Genomic DNA, 21393 nt, shown 5'->3' on the forward strand with positions numbered 1-21393 from the left:
CCTCAGATTAGGATTGCCTGTCGAGCGATTTATCAGTTATTGAGAATGAAAATCAATCTTTTTCGCAATGATAATGCAAATCATTTGTTTTTAGTGATTGCGCAATTATCGCTGTGAGATTTAACTAGCCCGCAGAAATCCGGGTATTCCGCCAAGAGAGCATCAAGATCATGAACCAGGCCAGCAACTTCAACCTGCGCGAAGAGATCAAGGAATATTGGTCAATGCGTGCGGCCACCTTCGACGAACAGCCCGGCCACGAGATTTTCTCAGAAACCGAACGCAGCGCGTGGCATACCTTGTTTGAACGTCATTTCGGCAAGGGTGACGGGCGCAAGGCGCTTGATCTGGCAAGTGGCACCGGGGTAATCAGCCATCTGATGCATGATCTTGGATTTAACGTGACCGGCATGGACTGGTCGGAGGCGATGCTTGAAAAGGCGCGCGCCAAATCAAGGCAACGCGGATCAAAAATCACTTTCCTGCTGGGCGATGCGGAAAACACGCTTGAGGCAGACAACAGTTATGACGTGATCGTCACCCGTCATCTGGTGTGGACGCTGGTTGATCCTGCAGCAGCCTTTGCCGAATGGTTCCGGGTGCTGAAACCCGGTGGAAAGCTTTTGGTGGTTGATGGTGATTTTGTCTCCCCGACCTGGGCGACGAAATTCAACAAGGCGATGGCGGGTTTCCTTGAAACCCTTGGTTTGCGAAAACCGGTCGAGGCGATTGCACAGATGCGGACCCATCAAGATATTCTGGCCCGCGTGCATTTTTCAAACGGGGCACGGGCAGATGCTGTTGAGGCAATGCTGCGCCAAACCGGGTTCGATCCGATTGCGGTGGATTTCGATCTGAAACGCATTCACAGCGCGCAGAAAAAACACATCAGCTTCGCCAAGGGCTTGGAACGCGGTGCACAGCATCGCTATGCCATCTGCGCGCAGAAACCGTTGGAAGCTTAGGCTGTTTACAAAACTTGGGTTTAGCGGACCGGCTCGGTCACGACCTCGGTCTTGACCGAATTGGCCAAAAAACAAGCTTCGTGGGCGCGGTGATGCAGCTCATCCTCAAGCGCAACATCTGGTGCGGTGCCACCATAGGTGACCTTTGGCTTCAAGGTGACCTTGGTGATCATGGTCTTGCGATCCATCGTTTCCATGATGCCGCTGGCGTCATCGACATAGGCATCAATCAAAAGCCCGGCATCGGATGCGAAATGCAGGAAAAACAGCATGTGGCAGCTTGAAAGCGCTGCGACAAATGCTTCTTCAGGGTCGACATTTTCTGCCAAGGAATACGGCAGGGGCACCACATGCGGGGATGAAGATGCCGGAACTTCGACCCCGCCATCAAAGCGCCAGACATGACCACGCGAATAGCGGCGATCGGTGAAAACCTCGCTTTCCTTGCGCTTCCAGGTGACTTCTGCGCCAAAACTGCTCATGGTGGGGCTCCTTGGTCTTCAGGACTTATCAATCGGGATCAGGGTTCCGGCCGTGACGCCGATATGGGTGGTCAAAACCTTACGCGCAGTCGCAATGTCCCCGGCCTCAAGGGCGGCGAGGATTTGCTGATGTTCTTCATAGAACGCGCTTCGCGGTCGTGACCCCTTGGGTTGCAAGGCGTAGGTACGTTTGGCCTCTCCGCGAAATCCATCGATCATCGACAGCAACCTTTGATTGCCGCATGCGCCATACAGGGTCGCGTGGAATTCCTGATCAAGCGCTGCCAGCATGTCGGGATCTTCTTCTTCAAACAGATCTTCGTTCAGGCGACGCGCCTTACGCAGTGCTGATGGGCTCAGGTTAGGTGCAGACAGCTCAAGTGCGCTGACCTCAAGCGAAATGCGAATCTGACAAAGCTCCTGCACGTCTTTGCTGCGCAGTCCAGTGACGGCAAGACTTCTATCCGGGCGTTTTTCGAGCAAACCGGATTCGTGAAGCCGTTCAAGGGCGTGGCGAATCGGCTGGCGACTTACACCAAAGCGCGCGGCGAGATTTTCCTGCTTAAGCACCGTGCCGGGGGGCAAGCTGCCAGCTTCGATCTCTTCGCGAAGTGCTGTTGTGATCAAGTTTGTATCCATGGATCCAAACTATGATGCGTCAGATTTTTCGTCAAGAAAAACAGACGGCAGTATCACTCTGCGGGTATGGCTTCTGTATGAGCGTCCTGCAGGTCGCAGTGGCTTTGCACAAAGGCGATAATCCGGTCATGTGCGCCGTCGATGTCTTCGTTAACGATGCCGTGACGATCGGATTTCAGCATCTGGACGTTAATGTCGCTGGCGTTGGTTGCCAGACGCCGGATCATGGTCGCACTGGCCGGATCGACGACCTTGTCGCCATCACCTTGCAGGATCAGTGTCGGGCAATCGAGATCCGGCAGGCGCCGCTGCATCTCGGCCACGGTCTGGCGCAATTGATGCAGTCCGCCGATCGGAATGTTGCGATAATTGATCTCGGGATGCTCGGACTCGTTGGGCCGGAAACTGAGCAGTTCCTGCGCGGATGGCATCCATCCCATCAGTTTGTTGGCACCATAAAGCAGTGGCACAAACATCAGATTTCGATTGCGGAATTTAAGCGGCGTTCCGGCAAGGACAAGTGCCCGCAGTTTTTCAGGGTGATCAGCGGCATGAATGACTGATAGCGCCCCGCCGGTTGAAAATCCGACAATGATCACCTGATCGCAAAACGGGGCCAGGATTTCATAGCCACGCCCGACCGATGCCAGCCAATCGGTCCATTTGCGTTTTTGCAACTCATGGGGTGATGTGCCGTGTCCGGCAAGACGAACCCCCATCACCGCGTGGCCCATGGCAGCAAATTTTTCGCCCAGTTCGCGGAGCTCCGCCGGGGATGCCAAAAAGCCATGCACAAGCAACACACCGCAGGCAAACTGCTTTTGTCCGTTGGGCAGCAGCAAATAGGGGCGGCTGTCAGCCGTTGCGGTTTCCTGGGCGTTGATTGCGTCATATTTCGGTTTCTGGAACTTGGTGTGGTTCCACTGCCAGGCCAGAATTTCATCATCAAAACGGCGATGGGCAATGTCGGTGGGGCTTAAGTGATCGACCTCGATCCGCGCGCGTTCAAGGGCCTGCCACGCATCATGGATCGGGGCCATTTCATTGGCATAGACCATGATCGGGTTGTCCATGCGGATCTGATCAAACGTTGCCTCCGCCTGTAATTTTGGCAGGAAGCAATATTTCTGATCGCGACGTTCAATCAGGCCAAGCTGAACCGCACTATCGATAAAGAAGCGGATTTGCGGACAATTGAGTTCAAAAATACCGACATAGTCGGCGGGATTGCGCATGCCGCGATGCAAATGGACGTTTTCGGCCTGCTGGATGTTCTTGATCGCGAGATAAAGTGTTCTGTCGAAATGGCTTATATCAACTTCGGTTACGCCATCCTCAAGCCACATCATGATCAGGCGCGATGCGAGGTGGCTGACATTGATCGTCAGATTGGAGTACATCACCGACATACAATGATCGCGCAGCGGCTTGATATGCCGGGTGATGGCAAATTGCGGGACGCGTTCGGTGAACTTTTCAAGGGTCTTGGCCGGCTTGAACAGATCATCAATGCAGGTGGCCTGCTCAACCCGCTTCGCAAGCAGCCTGCGGTCCAGCCAATTAAACTGATCGCGCGGATTGACAGGATCGCCCAACCGGATGTCCATATCGGTCTTTTTGAACATCAGGTTGCCTTCGATGATCATTTCCTCGGCCATTTTGGGGCTGAGCCCGCCGGTAAACATGTCAGCTGCGCGTGCCAAAAGGTTCTGATCAACGCGCAGCGGATGGAAGGTAATGTTGGCCGGAAACATCAAGGTCGGCTTGGCAAGGCTTGCGCGAAGGTCATCTTCGCTGCGTTCCAGAAGGTCGGCCCAACGGTTGAGTTCGTCGGTTTTACCCCGATCAATCAGGGTTGATAGGCCGATCTTGAAGCCATCAATGCAAAGCCCAAGTAAGGCCGCACCGGTATGGTGGGCGCGCCTGGTATCTGCCGATCTGGAATAGACGCTGTAATCAGGGCGTTTGGGGTGTGGCCGTATGTCGGTCAGAACACGGCGATCCTTGACCATGCCGCCTTCGGGAAAGACCACGACCTTGCCACCACGCAGGACTTCCTCGGCAAGAAACGGCAACAGGCGTTCATAGTTATTGGGAACCCCGCCAAGCGCCCGGAGATAGCGCGAAAAAGTATTGTCCTGAACAAAAAACTCGCCCGATGCGATCGACCGGCAATAGACCCCGGTTTCAAGCGCGATCAGGTATTGCGGGATAAAGGTTTCAAACCGGGCGAAGTGATTGAACATGAAAATGTCGCCCTGCGACAGATGGTCGCGCGGCCCGTGCATCTTGATGTTGATGTCGATATTGGCCCGCAAAGCCGTCATCGCGCGAAGGGTCCATTCGCAGGTCTTCGGATTGATGGCGAACTTTTCACGTTCGATATCGCGAAATGTCTGAACCATGCGTGGAAATATCCCGGCCGGAGGTCTAACCCAGTATAAGGCGTTGGTTTCTTGGACGCTTTTATCAGTTTTTTATAACGTGTCGGTTAAGATAGATATGTGTTGCAATCCCCGGTTTTGGAAGGCGTTCAATCTTCGATTTGTCACGAATTGGTGTCAGAACGGCACGTCTTTCGTATAATGAAACATCGGCGTGCTAGTCTGCCCGCTGGTTTCCATCAAATCCGCGCCGGTCATATCCTCTGCCACCAATATGATGACCGCAGCCCCGGTTTGTGATCGCTCACCCATGATTGGAGGCCTTGTGCCTATTCCCGACCCTGCCCCAGATCCATCCAAAGGCTCGGACCAAAGCAATCCTGATTGTGTGCCTGCCTCTGACCAGGATGGCGGCCAAAGATCGATTTTTTCCGATCGGAATTTCGTGCTGTTTCTTGTCGGGCAATGCATCACGACACAAGGATTGTGGATTCAGAAAATCGCCATGTCGTGGCTGGCATGGTCTTTGACCGGATCGGCCTTCTGGACCGGGGTGATTGCCGCGCTTAATTTTGCCCCGGCCTTTTTTCTTGGGCCTATTTTCGGGGTGATGGCCGATCGGGTCGATCTGCGGCGCACGGCCATGTTGCTTAATCTTGGGCAGGCTGCGGTATCCTTCCTTTTGATGGGACTGTCCTACGCCGATATGATGACGTTGCCGTGGATGGTCACACTTGCCGGATCGATGGGAATTCTTGGCAGTGCAATGACGCCGATCCGGTTGTCGCTGGTGCCGGTGATTGTACCGCGTGCCTTCATGAATCGCGCGGTCGCCTATGCGGCGATGAATTTCAATATCTCACGTCTGGTCGGGCCTGCGGTTGGTGGGGTGGTGATTGCCACCTGGGGCACCGGGGCAGCCTTTATGATTAACGCAATAAGTTATCTTCCGATGGTGTTTGTCATTTCGGTGGTCACCATTCATATGGAACGCGCACCCGATGCCAAAAGCCGCCGTATTTGGACATCGCTTGTCGACGGGGCAAATTATGCGCTCAATCATCCGATGATCCGATCGGTTTTGGCGCTGTCCTGCTTTGTCTCGCTGGTCGGGACCGGCATGGTTGAACTGATGCCGGTTTTTGCCGAGGCGGTTTACGACCGCGGGGTTACGGGACTTGGCATGCTGGCATCGAGTGCGGGAATTGGGGCGGTGACATCGACCTTTATCCTGTCGCGGATTTCATCAGATGCCATTGCCTATCAAAGGGTCACGATTATTGGTGCGTTTGCCGCCGCGATTGGCATGACTGGCCTTGGTTTTGCGCCGTGGTACGAACTTGCCGTACCTTTGGTCGCCCTGACGGGCGGTGGCTTGACCCTTGTTGGGGTGGGATCACAAACGGCCTTGCAGCTAACGGTTGATAATCGCCTGCGGGGTCGGGTGATGAGTTTCTGGAGTGCGACCAGCTTTGGTGGCATGGCGCTGGGCGGGACGCTTCTTGGCGCAATTTCCGAAGCCGGTGACATTCAATATACGGCGCGTGGTTCTGGCGTTTTGATCCTGTGTGCGGCCTGTGTCGGGCTTTGGCGGCTTTATCGCATCGGGGCGCTGGCGCGTTCGGGTGCATTGCGGTAAAGGATTGTTAAGGCCTGCCGACCTATGGTGGCTCATTGTGAGAGGATCGGGGATTTCCAGATGCGTTTGCTTGGTATTGTCGGACTGTGTTTGTTGCTTTCGGCGTGTTTTAGCACTGGTAATTCGGCACCACGTGCGTCCGGCCCGATGCCAAGTGACACGGTTCAGACTCTTGCCAGCGTCAATCTGCCGTCCTCACGCCTGAACAGTTTCGCTCCGACCAACAAGTTCCTGCAATGCGTGCCCTATGCCCGCGAAGTATCCGGTATCGAGATTTACGGCGATGCCTGGACATGGTGGGCGCAGGCCGGGCAGAAGAACTTCCAGCGCGGTAACCGCCCGCAAATCGGTGCCGTTCTTGCGCTTCGCAAGACATCGCGCCTGAAGCTGGGCCATGTTGCAGTGGTTTCAGCCATCCTTGATAGCCGCAAGATCCTTGTAAACCATGCCAATTGGGGCAGCGATTCGCGTACCCGCGGCAAGGTGCATTATCGCCAGCCGGTTGTTGATGTATCCCCCAACAATGACTGGTCCGAAGTGCGGATGATGAACACGCTTGGCACATTCGGAAGCGTCTATCCAGCCCACGGCTTTATCTATCAGCCGCGCGAGACTGCTGAGGCGAACTAAGCCACTGCGCTGCTGGCGCCCCGCTGGCGCCAAAAACTCTCCCGACATCACGAAAGAAAAGTGGCGAAGCCCCCACGGATAGAGAGCTTCGCCAATTAAACCCGTGCGGGCGGCACGGGTTCGGGGGTTGAACCCGACAAGGCTTGCCTAAAGCGCCTTTCTGGCAGAGCAGGATCACGGTGCGATGCGATTTCAAGCATCCGTTTCGATACTGATTACCAGCACGGCAGATAATCACTGATCCTTTCTGGCGCGCCTTGAATTCAAATTATCTATAAAATGACGTTTTCTATGATAATTACGCCGGGATCGAGTGCTGAAATCAACTGCAAAATCGAAGGAAAGGTGTGATTCTTCGCGGAATTCACTCCATTCCATTCTAAATTATTGATTTTAAATCATAAATATTATCTATAAAATTTTGGTATGAACGCGATAAGGACGGTTGCGACGCATATTTTATGTCCATGACGTCCTGAATCGGCGCTTTCGCCCGTCGTTCCGCCCCTTTGGGGTCGTAAACCGGACAGGCATGGAGAAAATTTAACGTCGGGGAAGTGTCGTCAGGCAAGGGTGTGCGGGCGTGCCGTTTTGCCGGATTTATTGCCAATCCATTTCACATGCCGGGCAAGGGTGGCGGCGGCCACATCAATCTGATTGCTGCGCAGTGCGGCAAGGATCGCGCGGTGGTCCTGATCGGTCGGGGCTTCCCATTCCATGCGAAAGCCCGAAAATAAAAATCGCGCACTGGCAGCATGCAGATCATCAATCGTCGCAAGCAAGCGCGGCATGTCGCAAGGTTCCAGGATGACACGGTGAAACGCCCTGTTGGCCTGTTCCCAGCCATGGACATCAGTGGCATTTTCGCCTGCGCGGTTATGGGCCTCTGCCACATCAAGAATTTCAGGGGTCAAATGCGGTGCAGCTTGGCGCAGTGCCAGAACTTCGAGGGACGCCCGCATCTCAGCAACTTCGCGCACCTCGGCAACATCAAAGCTGGCAACACGGACGCCGCGCCTTGGTTCACTGACCGCAAGGCCTTGTGCCTCCAGCCGACGAAACGCCTCACGCACCGGAACATGGCTGGCGCCGAATTCCTCGGCGAAGTGATCCTGACGCAGTTTCATGCCCGGTTCGAATTCGCCGGAAATGATCCGTTCGGCCAGCGCCCGGGTAATGCGACCCGCGACCGTGGTGTCTGTGGTGCTCTTTGTCATGTTTTATAGATAATTTGTGACACCTGATTTGTCGACCTGATTGATGTGCAACAATGTTGTGCGCTGCAATATACTCTAGAAACATTGCAGTTCCCCACATTGCCAATAGCGGCACAGAGGGTGTCATCATGATGGAACAGACTGCCAAACGCGATAACCCCCAGATTGACCCGTCCCTGCTTGCGACAGATCCGAAAACCGGGCTTGGACAGGACGAGGTAAAAAGGCGGACAGAGAAGTTCGGCAAAAATCGTCTGAAGGATGATCAAACCAGCGCGCTTAAAAAGCTTCTGTCGTTCTTTTGGGGGCCGATCCCGTGGATGATCGAAGTTGCCGCCATCCTTTCGGCTGTTGTGCAGCATTGGTCGGACTTTGCGATTATCATCGTGATGCTGTTGCTCAATGCCGGAGTCGGTTTCTGGCAGGAATTCAAGGCGGACAACGCCATTGCTGCGCTCAAACAGCGCCTTGCGCCGGATGCCCGCGTGTTGCGCGATGGCGCCTGGTCGGATCTTCCGGCCCGTGAACTGGTGCCGGGTGACATTATCCGCATCAAGCTTGGCGATATCATTCCCGCCGACGCCAAGCTGTTGGCGGGAGATTATTTGCGGGTTGATCAATCTGCCCTGACCGGTGAGTCGCTAGCGATTGATAAGAAAATCGGGGACGAGGTCTTTTCCGGCGCCATTGCCCGACAGGGGCAGATGACTGCAATGGTCACCGCGACCGGCATGGCGACCTATCTTGGCCGAACCGCAAGTCTGGTGAAAACTGCCGGCAAACAATCACATTTTCAGCGCGCGGTTCTGCGCATTGGCAATTTCCTAATCCTGATCACGCTGGGTCTGATTGCGCTGATCATGACCGTGGCCCTGCATCGTGGGGATCCGTTGATGGAAACCTTGCTGTTTGCCTTGATCCTGGCGGTGGCGGCAATTCCGGTGGCCTTGCCAGCGGTTCTTTCGGTGACACTGGCGGTCGGGGCGGAGAAGCTTGCGCGGATGAAGGCGATTGTATCAAGGCTTGTCTCGATCGAGGAACTGGCCGGGATGGATATCCTGTGTTCTGACAAGACCGGGACATTGACGCAAAACCATTTAACCGTTGGAACCCCGGTCCTGATTGATGCCAAGGATGAAAGCGATCTGATCCGTACCGCCGCATTTGCATCAGAGGCCGACAGCCACGATCCGATTGATAGAGCGGTCTTTGCGATCCTTGGTGATCGTGCAAAGCTTGATGGCTATGACATCACCAGTTTCCGGCAGTTTGATCCGGTACGCAAACGGGCCGAGGCGGATGTTGCGCATGATGACCAGACCATCATGGTTGCCAAGGGGGCGCCGCAGGCGGTTCTGGCTTTGCTGTGTGAGGATGAGATATCGGATATCGAAAGTGTTGCCGCTTATCGTGTGGTGATGGATGCGATCAAAACCATGGCAGAGCATGGATACCGCGCGCTTGGTGTCGCCCGCACCGATAAAGACGGCAATTGGCAGTTTCTGGGGTTGCTGCCACTGTTTGATCCGCCGCGTGAGGACGCGGCATCAACCATTGCCGAACTGCGCAACAAGGGTGTTGATATCCGGATGATCACCGGCGATCACGAGGCAATTGGCCGCGAAGTCGCAGGCCAGCTTGGATTGGGGCAAAATATCCTGCCCGCCGATGCGGTGTTTGATCGCAATAATCAGGCACTTGATCAGGTAATGATCGAGCAGGCAGATGGCTTTGCCCGCGTCTTTCCTGAACATAAATATGCGATTGTTCGTCAGTTTCAGGACCGCGGCCATATTGTCGGCATGACCGGCGACGGGGTGAATGATGCCCCTGCCTTAAAACAGGCCGATATTGGCATTGCTGTTTCAAATGCCACCGATGCGGCGCGGGCGGCGGCCGATCTTGTTCTGACCGCGCCGGGTATTTCCGTGATTACCAGCGCAATTGAAGAATCACGGCGTATTTTCGAACGCATGGGCAGTTACGCCACTTTCCGGATTTCCGAAACGATCCGGGTTTTGTTGTTCATGACAATTTCGATCCTGGTGTTTGATTTCTATCCGGTCACGGCGGTGATGATCGTGTTGTTGGCGTTGCTCAATGACTTCCCGATCATGATGATTGCCTACGACAATGCCGAGGTTGCCGAACACCCGGTGCGATGGAATATGGGTAATACCCTGAGCATGGCGTCCCTTTTGGGGGTTATCGGCGTGACATCATCCTTTGCCTTGCTTTGGGTGTCGGAAACATGGCTGCATCTGCCACCGGAAGAAGTCCAGACACTGGTGTTCCTCAAACTTCTGGTGGCGGGGCATCTGACGATTTATCTGACCCGGCACAAAGGGTTCTTCTGGCAAAAACCCTATCCTAGCATGAAGCTGTTTCTTGCAACCGAGATTACCCAGATCATTGGCACGCTGGCGGCTGTCTATGGCTGGTTTGTGCCAGCGATTGGCTGGTATCACGCGTTGGTGGTTTGGGGATATGCGCTGTGCTGGTTTGTGGTGGCGGGCTGTATCAAGGTATGGGTCTTTCGGCTTTTAACCCATCGCCATCATAGTCATCACAGCCATCTGGCCCGGGTTGAAGGATCGCTTCATCGCCTCCGATAAGATCGGAACATCCACAAACAAAAAGCCGAACCATTTGTTAGGCCCGGCTTTGGGTGTTCGGATTCAAGGTGCCTATTCTGCTGCGATATCGCAATGTTCGTCGGGCATATCGGCGAAGGCATCGCGAAGTGCGTTCGACCAGGCGTCAGACAGTGCGCGGAAGCCCCTGTCCTCGGCCTCGATCCGGCGGATTTCGGAAAATTTGCAAGCGTCATCTGGCAAAACAGCCAGATCAAGCGGCATACCAACTGACAGGTTGGAGCGCAGCGTTGAATCCATCGACAACAATACCGCCTTCACCCCGTCCTGGATCGGCGTATCGGGCGTGATCACACGATCAAGGATCGGCTTGCCGTATTTGTGTTCGCCAATCTGAAGGTATGGCGTATCGGATGTGGCCTCGATGAAATTACCCGCGGCGTAAACTAGAAACAAACGTTGATCACCGCCCTTGCGCTGACCGCCAATCATGATCGACGCAGCGCTGCTTTCATGATGCTGTTCAAGAGTGTCGTGGTATTTCAGCTGCACTTTCTGCATGGCTTCGCCAACCAGTTCGGCGACGCGGAACATGCTTGGTGCGCTCAGGATGCAGTTGCCCGGCTCGGTTTCGGGATCGTCGATGGCCTCATGCAAGGTGCTCATCACCGCCTGGGTAATGGCAAGGTTGCCGGCTGAAAGTGCGACAATCGCGCGTTCACCGGGGACTTCCCAGGTGAACATTTTGCGATAACGTGAAATGTTATCAAGGCCCGCATTGGTCCGTGTGTCCGAAAGGAAAACCAACCCTTCGTTCAGCATCAACCCGACACAGTAGGTCATCTTTTTGTAGTCCGACTATTGTTGTGACTGCGCAATGACGACTGTTACATCCAAATCTTCGTTTCCGCCACCAGTATGTACGCCCCGGATCGGGGTGGCGACCTGACCATCAAGTCCTGATCCAAGCCGGATATAACTATCCGTCGGGCAGCACTTGTTGGCCGGATCAAACCCGACCCAGCCGAACTCTGGCAGATGCAACTCCGCCCATGCATGGGATGCCTCATGCGGTTTGCCTTCGTGATCGGCAAACAGATATCCCGATACATAGCGGGCCGGAATGCCAAGATGGCGTGCCGCCGAGATCAGCACATGGGCATGATCCTGGCAAACACCCTTGCCATCAGCAATCGCATCGGCAGCCGTTGTGTGCACATGGGTTGTACCCGGCGCATATTCAATGGCATCGGCGACTGCCGCGGCAAGACCGTGTGCCAGTTCCAGTATCGTGCCGTCCTTGGTTTTCTTTGCGACCTTGTCGGCAAGCTTGCGAATGGCGGCACTGGATTTGGTCATCGGCGTCGTGCGCAGGAATACGGCCGGAAAGGCGCGTTCCTTGTGACCACGCAAAACGCCTGCGGTATCAGTGGTTTCGACCTCGCCTGTGACGACAATTTCAATTGCCTCGACCGGGCCGTTTGATGTCAGGGTGCTGATGATATCGCCGTTGCCATCGGTAAATTCCGCACCAATGTTGCAGCCCTCGGCTGTGATCGACCATCTCAGGATCTTTTGGCCTTCGAACTCAGCGGGCGTCAGTTTAAGGCTCTGCACCGCATGATAGGCCGGATACTCATAGCGGTAATGGGTCTTGTGTTCGACGGTCAAGCGCATCTTACTGTCCCCCGAAATGATATGCGTCAGCAATGGCAAGCGACAGGATACGGTTGCGTCCCTGGAAGTCGGTCAGGAATTCGTGCAACCCGCCTGAGAATATCTCGTCCATGTCACTTTGTGTCAGCAAGGAATACATCTCGACCGCCTGGCGATGAACGCTGTGGCGTTGACCATAGTGGCGGGCAAGCCTTTCAAGATGCTGTGTAATCTGTTCGGAACAGTGCGCAAGCGATCGCGGACTAAACGGATTAAGGATCAGGAAGTGCGCGATGCGATGCGGTGAATAATCATCACGATAGACCCAATGGAACGCGCGGAGCGACGATGCCGCACGCAAAACCGTTGTCCATTGATAGTTATCGACACCATCGCCGACCATGCTGGTTTCCGGCAGAAGGACGTAATATTTGACGTCCAGAAGCCGTGCGGTGTTGTCCGCGCGTTCGATAAAGGTGCCAAGACGGATGAAGTCATAACCGTCATTGCGCAAAATCGTGGAATCGGTGGCCCCCCTGAATAGCGCACCCTGTTTTTTGACCCAGTCGATGAATTCCGGCAATTCGTTCTTGGCCAGATTGTGCATCGATGGGCGCCGCAGTTCCATAAGCGCATTATTCAGCGCCTCCCACATTTCTGCGGTAATGGCGGTACGCATGGCGCGTGCATTGGCGCGCGCATACTCAAAGCAATTGATGATCGATGAGTGGTTGTCGCGGTTAAAGATCAGGAAATTGGCGACCTCTTCCTGGCGCAACGGTGCGTCAGGGTCGTAACCCGCCGCACAGCCTGACGCGGAAAGAACCGATTCCCATTCCGACCGGTTGCCATCAACAACAGCAGGCATCAGCGCCATGCGATAGCCCATCTCCATCAGGCGGGCCATGTTTTCGGCCCGTTCGACATATCTCGACAACCAGAAAAGGTTTTCGGCGGTACGACTAAGCATCTCTCAACCCTTTCCTTTTAATCGCTCATGATCCAGGTGTCCTTGACCCCGCCGCCCTGCGACGAGTTTACGACAAGCGACCCTTCGCGCATGGCGACCCGGGTCAGTCCGCCCGGTGTCAGGCGCACGTCATCACCGACAAGGCAGAATGGCCGGAAATCGACATGACGCGGCGCAACGCCGCTTTCAACGAAGGTCGGGCAGGCTGAAAGTGACAGGGTCGGTTGGGCGATGAAATCACCGGGATCGGCTTCGATCCGTTTGGCATAGGCCGCCTGTTCTTCCTTGGTCGATGCCGGACCGACCAGCATGCCATAGCCACCTGACCCGTGGACTTCCTTGACCACAAGCTCGCCCAGATGTTCGAGAACGTATTTCAGATCATTTGGCTTGCCGCATTTCCATGTCGGCACGTTATTAAGGATCGGCTCCTGCCCCAGATAGAAGCGGATCATATCCGGCACATAGGTATAAACCGCCTTGTCATCAGCAACACCGGCACCTGGTGCCGAACAGATCGCCACCCCGCCGGACCGATAGACATTCATAAGCCCCGGAATACCCAGAACCGAGTCCGAGCGGAAGCACAGCGGGTCAATATAGGCGTCATCAATGCGGCGATAAATCACATCAACTTGGGCTGGCCCGCGTGTGGTGCGCATGAAGACCCGGTCTTCATGAACAAACAAATCCTGACCTTCGACCAGTTCGACACCCATCTGATCGGCAAGGAAGGAATGTTCATAATACGCACTGTTCATCGCACCCGGCGTCAGGACGACGATATTCGGGTCGCGGTCGCATTTGCGCGGTGCGATGCTTTTTAGCGTTTTCAGCAACATGTCCGGATAGCTTTCGACCGGCTCAATCCGAAGGCTTTTGAACAGATCGGGGAACATGCGCATCATGATTTCGCGGTTCTCAAGCATATAGGACACGCCAGATGGCGTGCGGCAGTTGTCTTCGAGAACATAAAAATCGTCTGGTCCGGTACGCACGATATCGACACCGACAATGTGGCTATAGACATTGCGCGGTGGATCAATGCCGATTACGGCCGGTTCGAACGCATCGTTGCGAAACACCAGATCTGCCGGGACGATACCGGCCTTGATGATTTCGGCATTATGGTAAACGTCATAAAGAAACGCGTTCAGCGCCCGGGCGCGCTGTTTGACGCCACGATCAAGCTTGCGCCATTCCTGCGATGTGAAGATACGGGGAATCAGATCAAAGGGAATAAGCCGCTCGGGATCTCCGCCCTCGCCGTAAACAGCAAATGTAATGCCGATTTTGCGGAACAGCGTTTCAGCTTCAAGGCGCTTTTGTTCGAGAACCTCGGGGCCGCTTGCTTCCATCCAGTCAACCAAGGCGCGATAAGGTTCGCGAATTTGGTCGTCAACACTCATCTCGTTGAACATGCATTCTCCCCTTTATTTCCCTTTGATTAAAGGGTGCCGAGCAGGGAGCGGTCAAGGATGTTCACAGTTGAAATGACATATTTTTCAGCAAATTGCTGTTCTGCCGAAAAAATAAACTTGCTGATCAGAGGGTTTGTACAAAAAACGGGCGGACATAAAGTCCGCCCGATCAGATCATGCTTTTGCCGGGCGCAGAACGTGCGTGTGATCGGCGGCATAAAGTCTAGAGTCGGTAAAATCTTTCCGACCGAAAACCTCCCCCACCATGATCAGGGCCGTACGGGTGATACCACTGCCTTTGACCTTGGCCCGGATATCGCCAAGGGTGCCAAAAATGAATTGCTGGTCGGGCCAGGTCACGCGATAGGCAATCACAACCGGGCAGTCTTCGCCGTAATGCGGGGTCAGATCGCGCACCACATTGGCCAGGTTGTTGATCGACAGATGCACCGCCAGCGTCGCGCGCGACTTGCCAAGTTCAGCAAGGCTCTCGCCTTCTGGCATGCTGGACGACCGCATGGCGGTTCGGGTCAGGATCACGGTCTGGGAAATATCGGGCAGGGTCAGTTCCGCGCCAATTTCAGCAGCCGTCGCGGCATAGGCCGAAACACCCGGTGTAATGTCATAGGGAATACCAAGGTCATCCAGACGGCGGATCTGTTCGGCAATTGCGCCGTAAATTGACGGATCACCGGAATGCACCCTTGCCACATCCTGTCCCTTGGCGTGGGCGTCCTCGATTTCGGCTATGATTTCATCAAGGTTCATCGGGGCCGTATCAATTACGCGGGCACCCTCCGGGGCGCTTGTGACGATTTCTTCGGGCACCAGCGATCCAGCATAAAGGCAGACCGGGCATTTTTCGATCAGGCGCAGGCCGCGCACAGTGATCAGGTCCGGGGCACCAGGACCAGCGCCAATGAAATGAACAGTCATTCTGTCCCGCCTTTCTTGGAAGTGTCGTTTTTGGAAGTATCAGTGCTGCTGTGAAAAGATGTGCTCAGAACCGGGGCCTTGGCTGCATCCGGGCCCTTTTTGGCATAGCCGCGCGGGGTATAGACCCATTCGTTCTCGCCGCGGGTGATGTGGCGGCTATTGCTTGATCCGACCAGAACCGTGGTCAGCATATCGACCATATCGACTTCTAGTTTCGAAAGCGGAACAACCGTAATTTCCTCGTTCGGGCGGCCAAGTTGACGGCCCAGAACCACCGGGGTGTCTGCATTTCGATGTTCAAGCAGGATATCACGCGCCTTGGCCAAAAGATCGCGGCGGCGCTTGGAAACCGGGTTATAGAAAGCAATTACGAAATCGCCTTCGGCTGCTGATTTCAGACGGCGCAGGATGTCTTCGCGCGGTGTCAAAAGGTCAGAAAGCGAAATCGCACAGAAATCATGACCCAGCGGCGCGCCAATGCGTGATGCCGCCGCCTGAAGGGCGGAAATACCCGGCGAAACCTGAACCGCAACCCGGTTCCAGTCCGCGCGGTCTTCACGATCCAACAGCTCAAACACCAGTGTCGCCAGCGCGTAGATGCCGGCATCCCCCGACCCGATCAGGGCAACGTCCTTACCGGTCGCGGCCAGCTCAAGCGCGTGGCGCGCACGGGCTTCTTCGGCACCAAGATCGGAATGATGGCAATCCTTGCCGTCAATCAGCGGGCCAAGCAGATCAAGATACATCTGATAGCCGACGATATCGGTTGCGCGACTGATCAGGGCGGTGGCCTCTGGGCTGCGCCAGCCGATCTGGCCCGGACCGATGCCAACAATCGAAAGCCTGCCCTGCGCTGTGCCGACGTTCTCGGGGATGATGTCATCCTGTGACAGGGCGACGGCACAGGTGGACTTCTTGGTTTTGTGTTTGGGAACAATCAGCTTGCCGTTCGGACCGACCGTTGCCAGTGCCGCACCCTCGGCCACACCATGGCAGCCGGTTTCTGCAAACACGACGTCTGATGGCGTTACCAGACGGTCTGCCTCGGCCTCAAGGGTTTGGGCATCAAAGAACCGGGCCGGAACGCCCAGACGTTGCGCCAGTTCGTGGACTGCGGCCTCATCGGCCTTCAGATCGATCGAGGTCACACAGGCAATGGCCTTCGGGCTCAGGCACTGACCAGCCAGTGTTTCCATCACCAGATCATAAAGATCATCGGCCGGGCAGCCGCGCTCACAGCCGACACCAAGTGCCAGGACCGGCGGGTGATAGGTAATTGCGGTTTCAGCACCATCGCTGATCGCATCTTCATTGGCACCTTCGCGGGCGGTGGCGGTGATCAGGATGCTGCCATCTTCGGACTGGGCAATTGCACTATTGGTCAACCACGCGGCCGAGCCTGCCTCAACCTCAATTCGGGCAGAGGCACCGGCCAAAAGGGCCGCTGTGGCCGGTTTGACGGTTTCGGGCGTGCCAAGTGTCCAGCCAACAGGCGGCTCATCAAGCGCAAGGCCCAGCATCGCATCGCCCGGCGTGGTGATGGCGGCATTGCCACCAAGACGATCAGCCAGATCGCGCGCCAGTCGGTTCCCGCCATGATGCCCGCCCAAAAGCGGGATGAAGTTATCACCGGCTTCATCAACGGCAAGCACGGCAGCGTCCTGCCATTTGCCTGCCAAAAGCGGTGCAAGTGCGCGGATCAGAATGCCTGATGCACAGACCCCAATGATGACATGATCGGATGAAAAGGTTTGTTGCAGATGCGCAATGGTATCATCAAACGCGACATCAACATCCTTGACCGACACGCGTGTGCGCAGGCCATGCACCGATGCACCCTGCAGGCTGGATGCAATTTTTCGTGCGGTCGGAAGGGCGCGCTGTGTCAGGCAGATGACCGCAATAGGGGCAATTGGTGCAGTTGGCAACGCGGTTTTATTCTGGGTGTTCTGGGCGGTCATCGCCATGCGTCTCCGCGACGGTGGATCAGGATCATGGAAAAATACGGTGCCTTGGCGTCGGCGGGCAGTTCGCCAAGCGGGACCATTTTTTGGGTTTCAAGCGTCGCACGTTCGATATAGCGCGCCCGATCCGTAAGCCCGAGTTCGTTGATCACACCGCGAACCTTGGCGAAATGACGACCAAGCTTGATGATGGCGGCCGCATCTGTCTTGGCCAGCTGTTCACGCAGGCGGTCGGCATCAAGCGGTCCCGGGATGACTTGCAACACGTCGTTCTTGGCGGCCAATGGCGCGCCAAGCTGGGCGGCACAGGCCATCATGGAGCTTACACCGGGAACGGTTTTGACCGGGTGCCCGGCCTCGGCCAAACGGCCAAACAGATACATGAAGCTGCCGTAAAAGAACGGGTCACCCTCGCACAGAACGGCAACGGTTTTGCCATCTGCCAGATGCTTGCCGATTTCGATGGCAGCCGCGTCGTAGATCGGATCGGCCGGTTTGCCCATTTCGATGCGAATGGCTATTTCGATGCGGCCTTCCGGGATATGCCGATCAACGATCTGACGCGCAAGGCTGACGCCATCTTCCAGCGCGGGATAGGCGATCACATCGGCCTTTTGCAGGATGTTATAGGCCTTAAGCGTGATCAGATCAGGCTCGCCCGGTCCGATACCAAGGCCATAGGCCGTTCCGGCAACCGGAAGGCTATCGCTTGCGGGAAATTCCGCACTCATGCTTTTACTCCGAGGTAATGGGTGACCGGGGCAAGGTTGCTCCAGCCCTTGAAGCCGCCGCGTGGCACCAGTCGTGAAATCGACAGGCGCGACAAGCTGCCACCGTTTTTATTGTAAAACCGTAATAATTTTTCTTCGCCTTCGAGTGTCACGGTGTTAGCCACCAGCCGACCATGACGCGGTAGCAAATCCCAACAGGTATCAAGCAGACCATCAATGGTGATCCCGCCGCCGATAAAAATGGCATCAGGCCTGGGCAGGCGATCAGCAAAGGTAAGGGCCTCTTCGATGGATTTTTGTTCGACTGCCAGGGTTGGTACGCCAAGCCGGATGGCATTTTTTTGTATCAGGGCGCAGCGTTCAGCGTCGCGTTCAATCGCAACCGCCAGACCACCCATGCGTTTCCATTCAATCGATATGGTTCCACATCCAGCCCCCAGATCCCAAAGCACGCCACCCTTGAACGGGGCGAGCGAGGACAGCGTTTGCGCGCGGATCTCGGATTTGGTGATCATGCCGTCATGGACAAAGGCATCATCAGGAAGACCGGGGCCCTTGGGCAGTGGTTTGGCATTTGGTCCGGCTTCCAGATCAATCATGATCAGGTTGAGCGGATCAATCGGTTTGATATCGGGCATGGATGTTGCCCGTGCCTGCCATGTTTGTGCGGTCTGGGTGGTAATGCGTTCTTCCGGACCACCAAGCCGTTCGCATACTGACATACGGCTTTGATCAAAACCGGCCTCACACAGCATGACAGCAACCAGAGCCGGGGTTGATCCATCAGCACTCAGCGCGATCAGCTTGCCATGCGGGCGCAAATGGGCGCGCAGGCTTTCCGGATCGCGACCATGCAGGGTAATGACATTACAATCTGCAAGGGGCCAGCCAAGGCGCGAAGCTGCCAGTGAAATACTCGAAGGCGCCGGGATCGCATGAACCGGTTCGGTTCCGAAATAGTTGATCAGTGTATTGCCAACACCGAAATACATCGGATCCCCACTTGCCAGAACCACCGGGTTCTGATCAAGGCAATCCTCAATCAGGGGCAGGTTGGCCTCAAACGGGGTGATCCACTTGTTCTGGGTCGCGGTGTTGGTGCCGGGCAGCATGGCGATATGGCGCGTGCCGCCAAATATGATGCTGGCTTTTTCAAGGATCTGGCGGGCAAGCGGTGATAGTCCATCATACCCGTCCTCGCCAATACCAATAACCGTGATCCGGCCCTTGATCGGGGATTGTTCATTCATGACAACCCGCCTTTCTTGCGCTCAAGCGTACCGTCGGGTGTGGCACCATCATCACGTGCCATGCGCGCCAATGCATTGACTGTGGCCGCGGTTACCGCACTGCCGCCAAACCGGCCACGCAGCGTGACAAAAGGAATGCCGTTTGCGTGCGAAATCAGGGCTTCCTTGCTTTCGACCGCACCAACAAACCCGACGGGCATACCAATGATCACGGCAGGCTTGGCCATGCGGCCGTCATGGATGGCTTCAAGCAAATGGAAAAGTGCGGTCGGGGCATTGCCAATGGCGATTATTGCGTCTTCGATATGATCGCTCCAGCCCTCGACAGCAACGGCAGACCGCGTGGTTGCCAGCTTGGCCGCAAGACCATGTGTGTCGCTGTCATTCAAGGTGCACAACACCTCGTTTTCGGTGGGCAAAAGTCGGGAAATGATGCCATGGCGGACCATTTCCGCATCACACAAGATGGGCTTTCCGGCCCGGAGTGCTGCGGTTGCGGTGCCGGCAACATCTCCGCCAAAGGCAATCTGGTCAGCCATTTCAACCATGCCACAGGCATGAATAATGCGTATGGCGATCGGGCGTTCATCCTCTGAAAAGCGCGCAAGCTCTGCCTCCGCCTCGATGGTCGCAAAGCTTTTGGCATAGATTTCCTGCGGGTCACGCAGATAGTCAAACATTGCCGCGCCTTTCAGGGGACATGGATCGACCGGTCAGGAACCGGTCGGTTTCTTCGCATCGTCGTGATCATGGGCGTGGCTGTGCCCGTGATCATGGCCATGACCGTGATGATGATGTCCATGGCTATGGCCATGATGGTGGTGGTGCCCATGATCATGGCTATGCCCGTCGGTGCCGATGCCCATCACATGGTGATGGTGACCGACCTGCGGGGTTCCGACATCGCCTTCATAGCCAATGATCTGCTCACGATACTTGCAAAGCTGGCAGTTCATATTGTTGTCGCCGGTATCAATCTCGGTCAGACGTTCGGCAAAGCTTTCAAGCACCATTGGATGGTCTTTGAGGTAGCCTGCCTTGATGAACTCGACATCACCAAATTCCGCCGCGACTTCGTCGGTATGGCTATAGATGCGGTCAATCAGAATGCCGGCAAACAGGAAATACGGGAAGACGACAACGCGCTTGTATCCCAGTTTCATCGCCTCGCGCAGGCCCGCATTGACGCGCGGATGGGCAACACCGGAATAGCTGATTTCGGTACGGCCAAAGCCCATGCCTTCCTGAAGCATACGGGCAACCTTGTAGACATTGGAATTGGCGTCCGGGTCATTGGTGCCACGCCCGACCACCATCAACAGGGTGTCTTTGCGCTCAATGCTGTCATTGGCACCTTCAAGCGCTTCTTCGATACGTTCCTTTGCCGCCATCAGAAGCTTTGGATCAATGGCAAGATCGCGACCAAACAGCACTTCGATATCGGGATTTTCATGAGCGAAATTGTTCACTTCGCTCGGCAGGTCGTTTTTGACGTGACCGGCGGCAAACAGCATACCTGGAAGGGCGTAGATTTTCTTGTGGCCCATGGCTTTGAGCTTTTCAAAACCATCACGCAGGATCGGGTGGGCAAATTCGAGAAAGCCGCTTTCGACATCGTAGTCGGCCAGGTGGGTCTGTTTCATAGCTTCAACCATAGCGTTGAACTGTGAAACCGCGCGTTCGTCGCGCGAACCATGACCGCAAATCATTACTGCGCCTTTGGGGGACATAAAAGGCTGCTCCTTTGTCTCTCTTTGATGGTGTTCTTCACATGACATTGTTGCCATGCGGTACCCGATGCCACCCCCGTTTTCACCGATTGGCTTGCGGAATGCAAGCGGCAGCTACGCCAAGAGGGTGCACAAGTGGCTTGGGTGATGAAAATACTACTTATTGTGGGCCGGTTATGGTCCGG

At 55.5% G+C, this 21393-nt stretch carries 18 protein-coding genes; 4 read left to right on the top strand and 14 right to left on the bottom strand.

Going from position 1 to position 21393, the window contains the following annotated elements; translation table 11 throughout:
* Positions 1-170: 170 nt before the first annotated feature.
* On the top strand, positions 171-965 hold the full coding sequence (locus FHI25_RS06300; protein ID WP_210516061.1) for a class I SAM-dependent methyltransferase: 795 nt from the start codon (positions 171-173) through the stop codon (positions 963-965).
* A 20-nt stretch (positions 966-985) separates the two neighbouring features.
* Here FHI25_RS06300 and FHI25_RS06305 read toward each other — a convergent pair whose 3' ends face one another.
* From FHI25_RS06305 to FHI25_RS06315, 3 genes are read right to left on the bottom strand one after another with little or no spacing between them, the layout of a single operon-like run.
* On the bottom strand, positions 986-1447 hold the full coding sequence (locus tag FHI25_RS06305; RefSeq protein ID WP_210516063.1) for an OsmC family protein: 462 nt from the start codon (positions 1445-1447) through the stop codon (positions 986-988).
* An 18-nt stretch (positions 1448-1465) separates the two neighbouring features.
* Positions 1466-2086, bottom strand: coding sequence for a GntR family transcriptional regulator (locus tag FHI25_RS06310; protein ID WP_210516065.1), 621 nt, complete (start codon positions 2084-2086; stop codon positions 1466-1468).
* 53 nt (positions 2087-2139) lie between these two features.
* Positions 2140-4491: an alpha/beta fold hydrolase gene (locus tag FHI25_RS06315; RefSeq protein ID WP_210516067.1), complete on the bottom strand. Its 2352-nt coding sequence runs from the start codon at positions 4489-4491 to the stop codon at positions 2140-2142.
* 367 nt (positions 4492-4858) lie between these two features.
* Here FHI25_RS06315 and FHI25_RS06320 point away from each other — a divergent pair, with 367 nt between their 5' ends.
* Positions 4859-6109, top strand: a complete 1251-nt coding sequence (locus FHI25_RS06320) for an MFS transporter (protein ID WP_349237970.1) — start codon at positions 4859-4861, stop codon at positions 6107-6109.
* Between the two features lie 60 nt (positions 6110-6169).
* Positions 6170-6739, top strand: a complete 570-nt coding sequence (locus tag FHI25_RS06325) for a CHAP domain-containing protein (protein ID WP_210516070.1) — start codon at positions 6170-6172, stop codon at positions 6737-6739.
* Between the two features lie 563 nt (positions 6740-7302).
* Here FHI25_RS06325 and FHI25_RS06330 read toward each other — a convergent pair.
* Entirely contained in the window at positions 7303-7956 is a 654-nt protein-coding gene (locus FHI25_RS06330; protein ID WP_210516073.1) for a GntR family transcriptional regulator, read from the bottom strand.
* 128 nt (positions 7957-8084) lie between these two features.
* Here FHI25_RS06330 and FHI25_RS06335 point away from each other — a divergent pair, with 128 nt between their 5' ends.
* Complete coding sequence (locus FHI25_RS06335) at positions 8085-10571, top strand: plasma-membrane proton-efflux P-type ATPase (protein WP_246878916.1); 2487 nt, start codon at positions 8085-8087, stop codon at positions 10569-10571.
* A gap of 72 nt (positions 10572-10643) precedes the next feature.
* On the opposite strand, the gene FHI25_RS06340 is transcribed toward FHI25_RS06335, so the two are convergent.
* The 10 genes from FHI25_RS06340 to FHI25_RS06385 form a co-directional block, all read right to left on the bottom strand.
* On the bottom strand, positions 10644-11393 hold the full coding sequence (locus tag FHI25_RS06340; RefSeq protein ID WP_008888894.1) for a proteasome-type protease: 750 nt from the start codon (positions 11391-11393) through the stop codon (positions 10644-10646).
* A gap of 15 nt (positions 11394-11408) precedes the next feature.
* Complete coding sequence (locus FHI25_RS06345; protein ID WP_210516075.1) at positions 11409-12227, bottom strand: transglutaminase family protein; 819 nt, start codon at positions 12225-12227, stop codon at positions 11409-11411.
* 1 nt (position 12228) lies between these two features.
* The gene (locus FHI25_RS06350) at positions 12229-13176 is read right to left on the bottom strand and encodes an alpha-E domain-containing protein (protein ID WP_210516077.1); all 948 of its coding nucleotides are present in this window, start codon (positions 13174-13176) and stop codon (positions 12229-12231) included.
* A gap of 17 nt (positions 13177-13193) precedes the next feature.
* Entirely contained in the window at positions 13194-14597 is a 1404-nt protein-coding gene (locus FHI25_RS06355) for a circularly permuted type 2 ATP-grasp protein (protein ID WP_210516079.1), read from the bottom strand.
* Between the two features lie 174 nt (positions 14598-14771).
* Complete coding sequence (gene cobM / locus FHI25_RS06360; RefSeq protein WP_210516081.1) at positions 14772-15533, bottom strand: precorrin-4 C(11)-methyltransferase; 762 nt, start codon at positions 15531-15533, stop codon at positions 14772-14774.
* On the bottom strand, positions 15530-17494 hold the full coding sequence (gene cobJ, locus FHI25_RS06365) for a precorrin-3B C(17)-methyltransferase (RefSeq protein WP_349237971.1): 1965 nt from the start codon (positions 17492-17494) through the stop codon (positions 15530-15532). The genes cobM and cobJ overlap by 4 nt, the downstream gene beginning before the upstream one ends.
* Positions 17491-18228 (bottom strand): precorrin-2 C(20)-methyltransferase, encoded by a 738-nt coding sequence (gene cobI / locus FHI25_RS06370; protein ID WP_210516085.1) that lies wholly within the window; start codon positions 18226-18228, stop codon positions 17491-17493. Before cobI ends, cobJ begins: the two co-directional genes overlap by 4 nt.
* Entirely contained in the window at positions 18225-19478 is a 1254-nt protein-coding gene (gene cbiE, locus FHI25_RS06375) for a precorrin-6y C5,15-methyltransferase (decarboxylating) subunit CbiE (RefSeq protein ID WP_210516087.1), read from the bottom strand. Before cbiE ends, cobI begins: the two co-directional genes overlap by 4 nt.
* Entirely contained in the window at positions 19475-20158 is a 684-nt protein-coding gene (locus FHI25_RS06380) for a precorrin-8X methylmutase (protein WP_210516089.1), read from the bottom strand. The genes cbiE and FHI25_RS06380 overlap by 4 nt, the downstream gene beginning before the upstream one ends.
* A gap of 33 nt (positions 20159-20191) precedes the next feature.
* Positions 20192-21265, bottom strand: coding sequence for a sirohydrochlorin chelatase (locus FHI25_RS06385; RefSeq protein WP_349237972.1), 1074 nt, complete (start codon positions 21263-21265; stop codon positions 20192-20194).
* Positions 21266-21393: the final 128 nt, after the last annotated feature.

This window comes from Thalassospira sp. ER-Se-21-Dark (assembly GCF_017922435.1).
GTDB lineage: Bacteria > Pseudomonadota > Alphaproteobacteria > Rhodospirillales > Thalassospiraceae > Thalassospira.

Coding starts and splice junctions, on each gene's coding strand:
- FHI25_RS06300 (WP_210516061.1), top strand. CDS start 171: ATGAACCAGGCCAGCAACTTCAACCTGCGCGAAGAGATCAAGGAATAT.
- FHI25_RS06305 (WP_210516063.1), bottom strand. CDS start 1,447: ATGAGCAGTTTTGGCGCAGAAGTCACCTGGAAGCGCAAGGAAAGCGAG.
- FHI25_RS06310 (WP_210516065.1), bottom strand. CDS start 2,086: ATGGATACAAACTTGATCACAACAGCACTTCGCGAAGAGATCGAAGCT.
- FHI25_RS06315 (WP_210516067.1), bottom strand. CDS start 4,491: ATGGTTCAGACATTTCGCGATATCGAACGTGAAAAGTTCGCCATCAAT.
- FHI25_RS06325 (WP_210516070.1), top strand. CDS start 6,170: ATGCGTTTGCTTGGTATTGTCGGACTGTGTTTGTTGCTTTCGGCGTGT.
- FHI25_RS06330 (WP_210516073.1), bottom strand. CDS start 7,956: ATGACAAAGAGCACCACAGACACCACGGTCGCGGGTCGCATTACCCGG.
- FHI25_RS06335 (WP_246878916.1), top strand. CDS start 8,085: ATGATGGAACAGACTGCCAAACGCGATAACCCCCAGATTGACCCGTCC.
- FHI25_RS06340 (WP_008888894.1), bottom strand. CDS start 11,393: ATGACCTACTGTGTCGGGTTGATGCTGAACGAAGGGTTGGTTTTCCTT.
- FHI25_RS06345 (WP_210516075.1), bottom strand. CDS start 12,227: ATGCGCTTGACCGTCGAACACAAGACCCATTACCGCTATGAGTATCCG.
- FHI25_RS06350 (WP_210516077.1), bottom strand. CDS start 13,176: ATGCTTAGTCGTACCGCCGAAAACCTTTTCTGGTTGTCGAGATATGTC.
- FHI25_RS06355 (WP_210516079.1), bottom strand. CDS start 14,597: ATGTTCAACGAGATGAGTGTTGACGACCAAATTCGCGAACCTTATCGC.
- cobM (WP_210516081.1), bottom strand. CDS start 15,533: ATGACTGTTCATTTCATTGGCGCTGGTCCTGGTGCCCCGGACCTGATC.
- cobJ (WP_349237971.1), bottom strand. CDS start 17,494: ATGACCGCCCAGAACACCCAGAATAAAACCGCGTTGCCAACTGCACCA.
- cobI (WP_210516085.1), bottom strand. CDS start 18,228: ATGAGTGCGGAATTTCCCGCAAGCGATAGCCTTCCGGTTGCCGGAACG.
- cbiE (WP_210516087.1), bottom strand. CDS start 19,478: ATGAATGAACAATCCCCGATCAAGGGCCGGATCACGGTTATTGGTATT.
- FHI25_RS06380 (WP_210516089.1), bottom strand. CDS start 20,158: ATGTTTGACTATCTGCGTGACCCGCAGGAAATCTATGCCAAAAGCTTT.
- FHI25_RS06385 (WP_349237972.1), bottom strand. CDS start 21,265: ATGGCAACAATGTCATGTGAAGAACACCATCAAAGAGAGACAAAGGAG.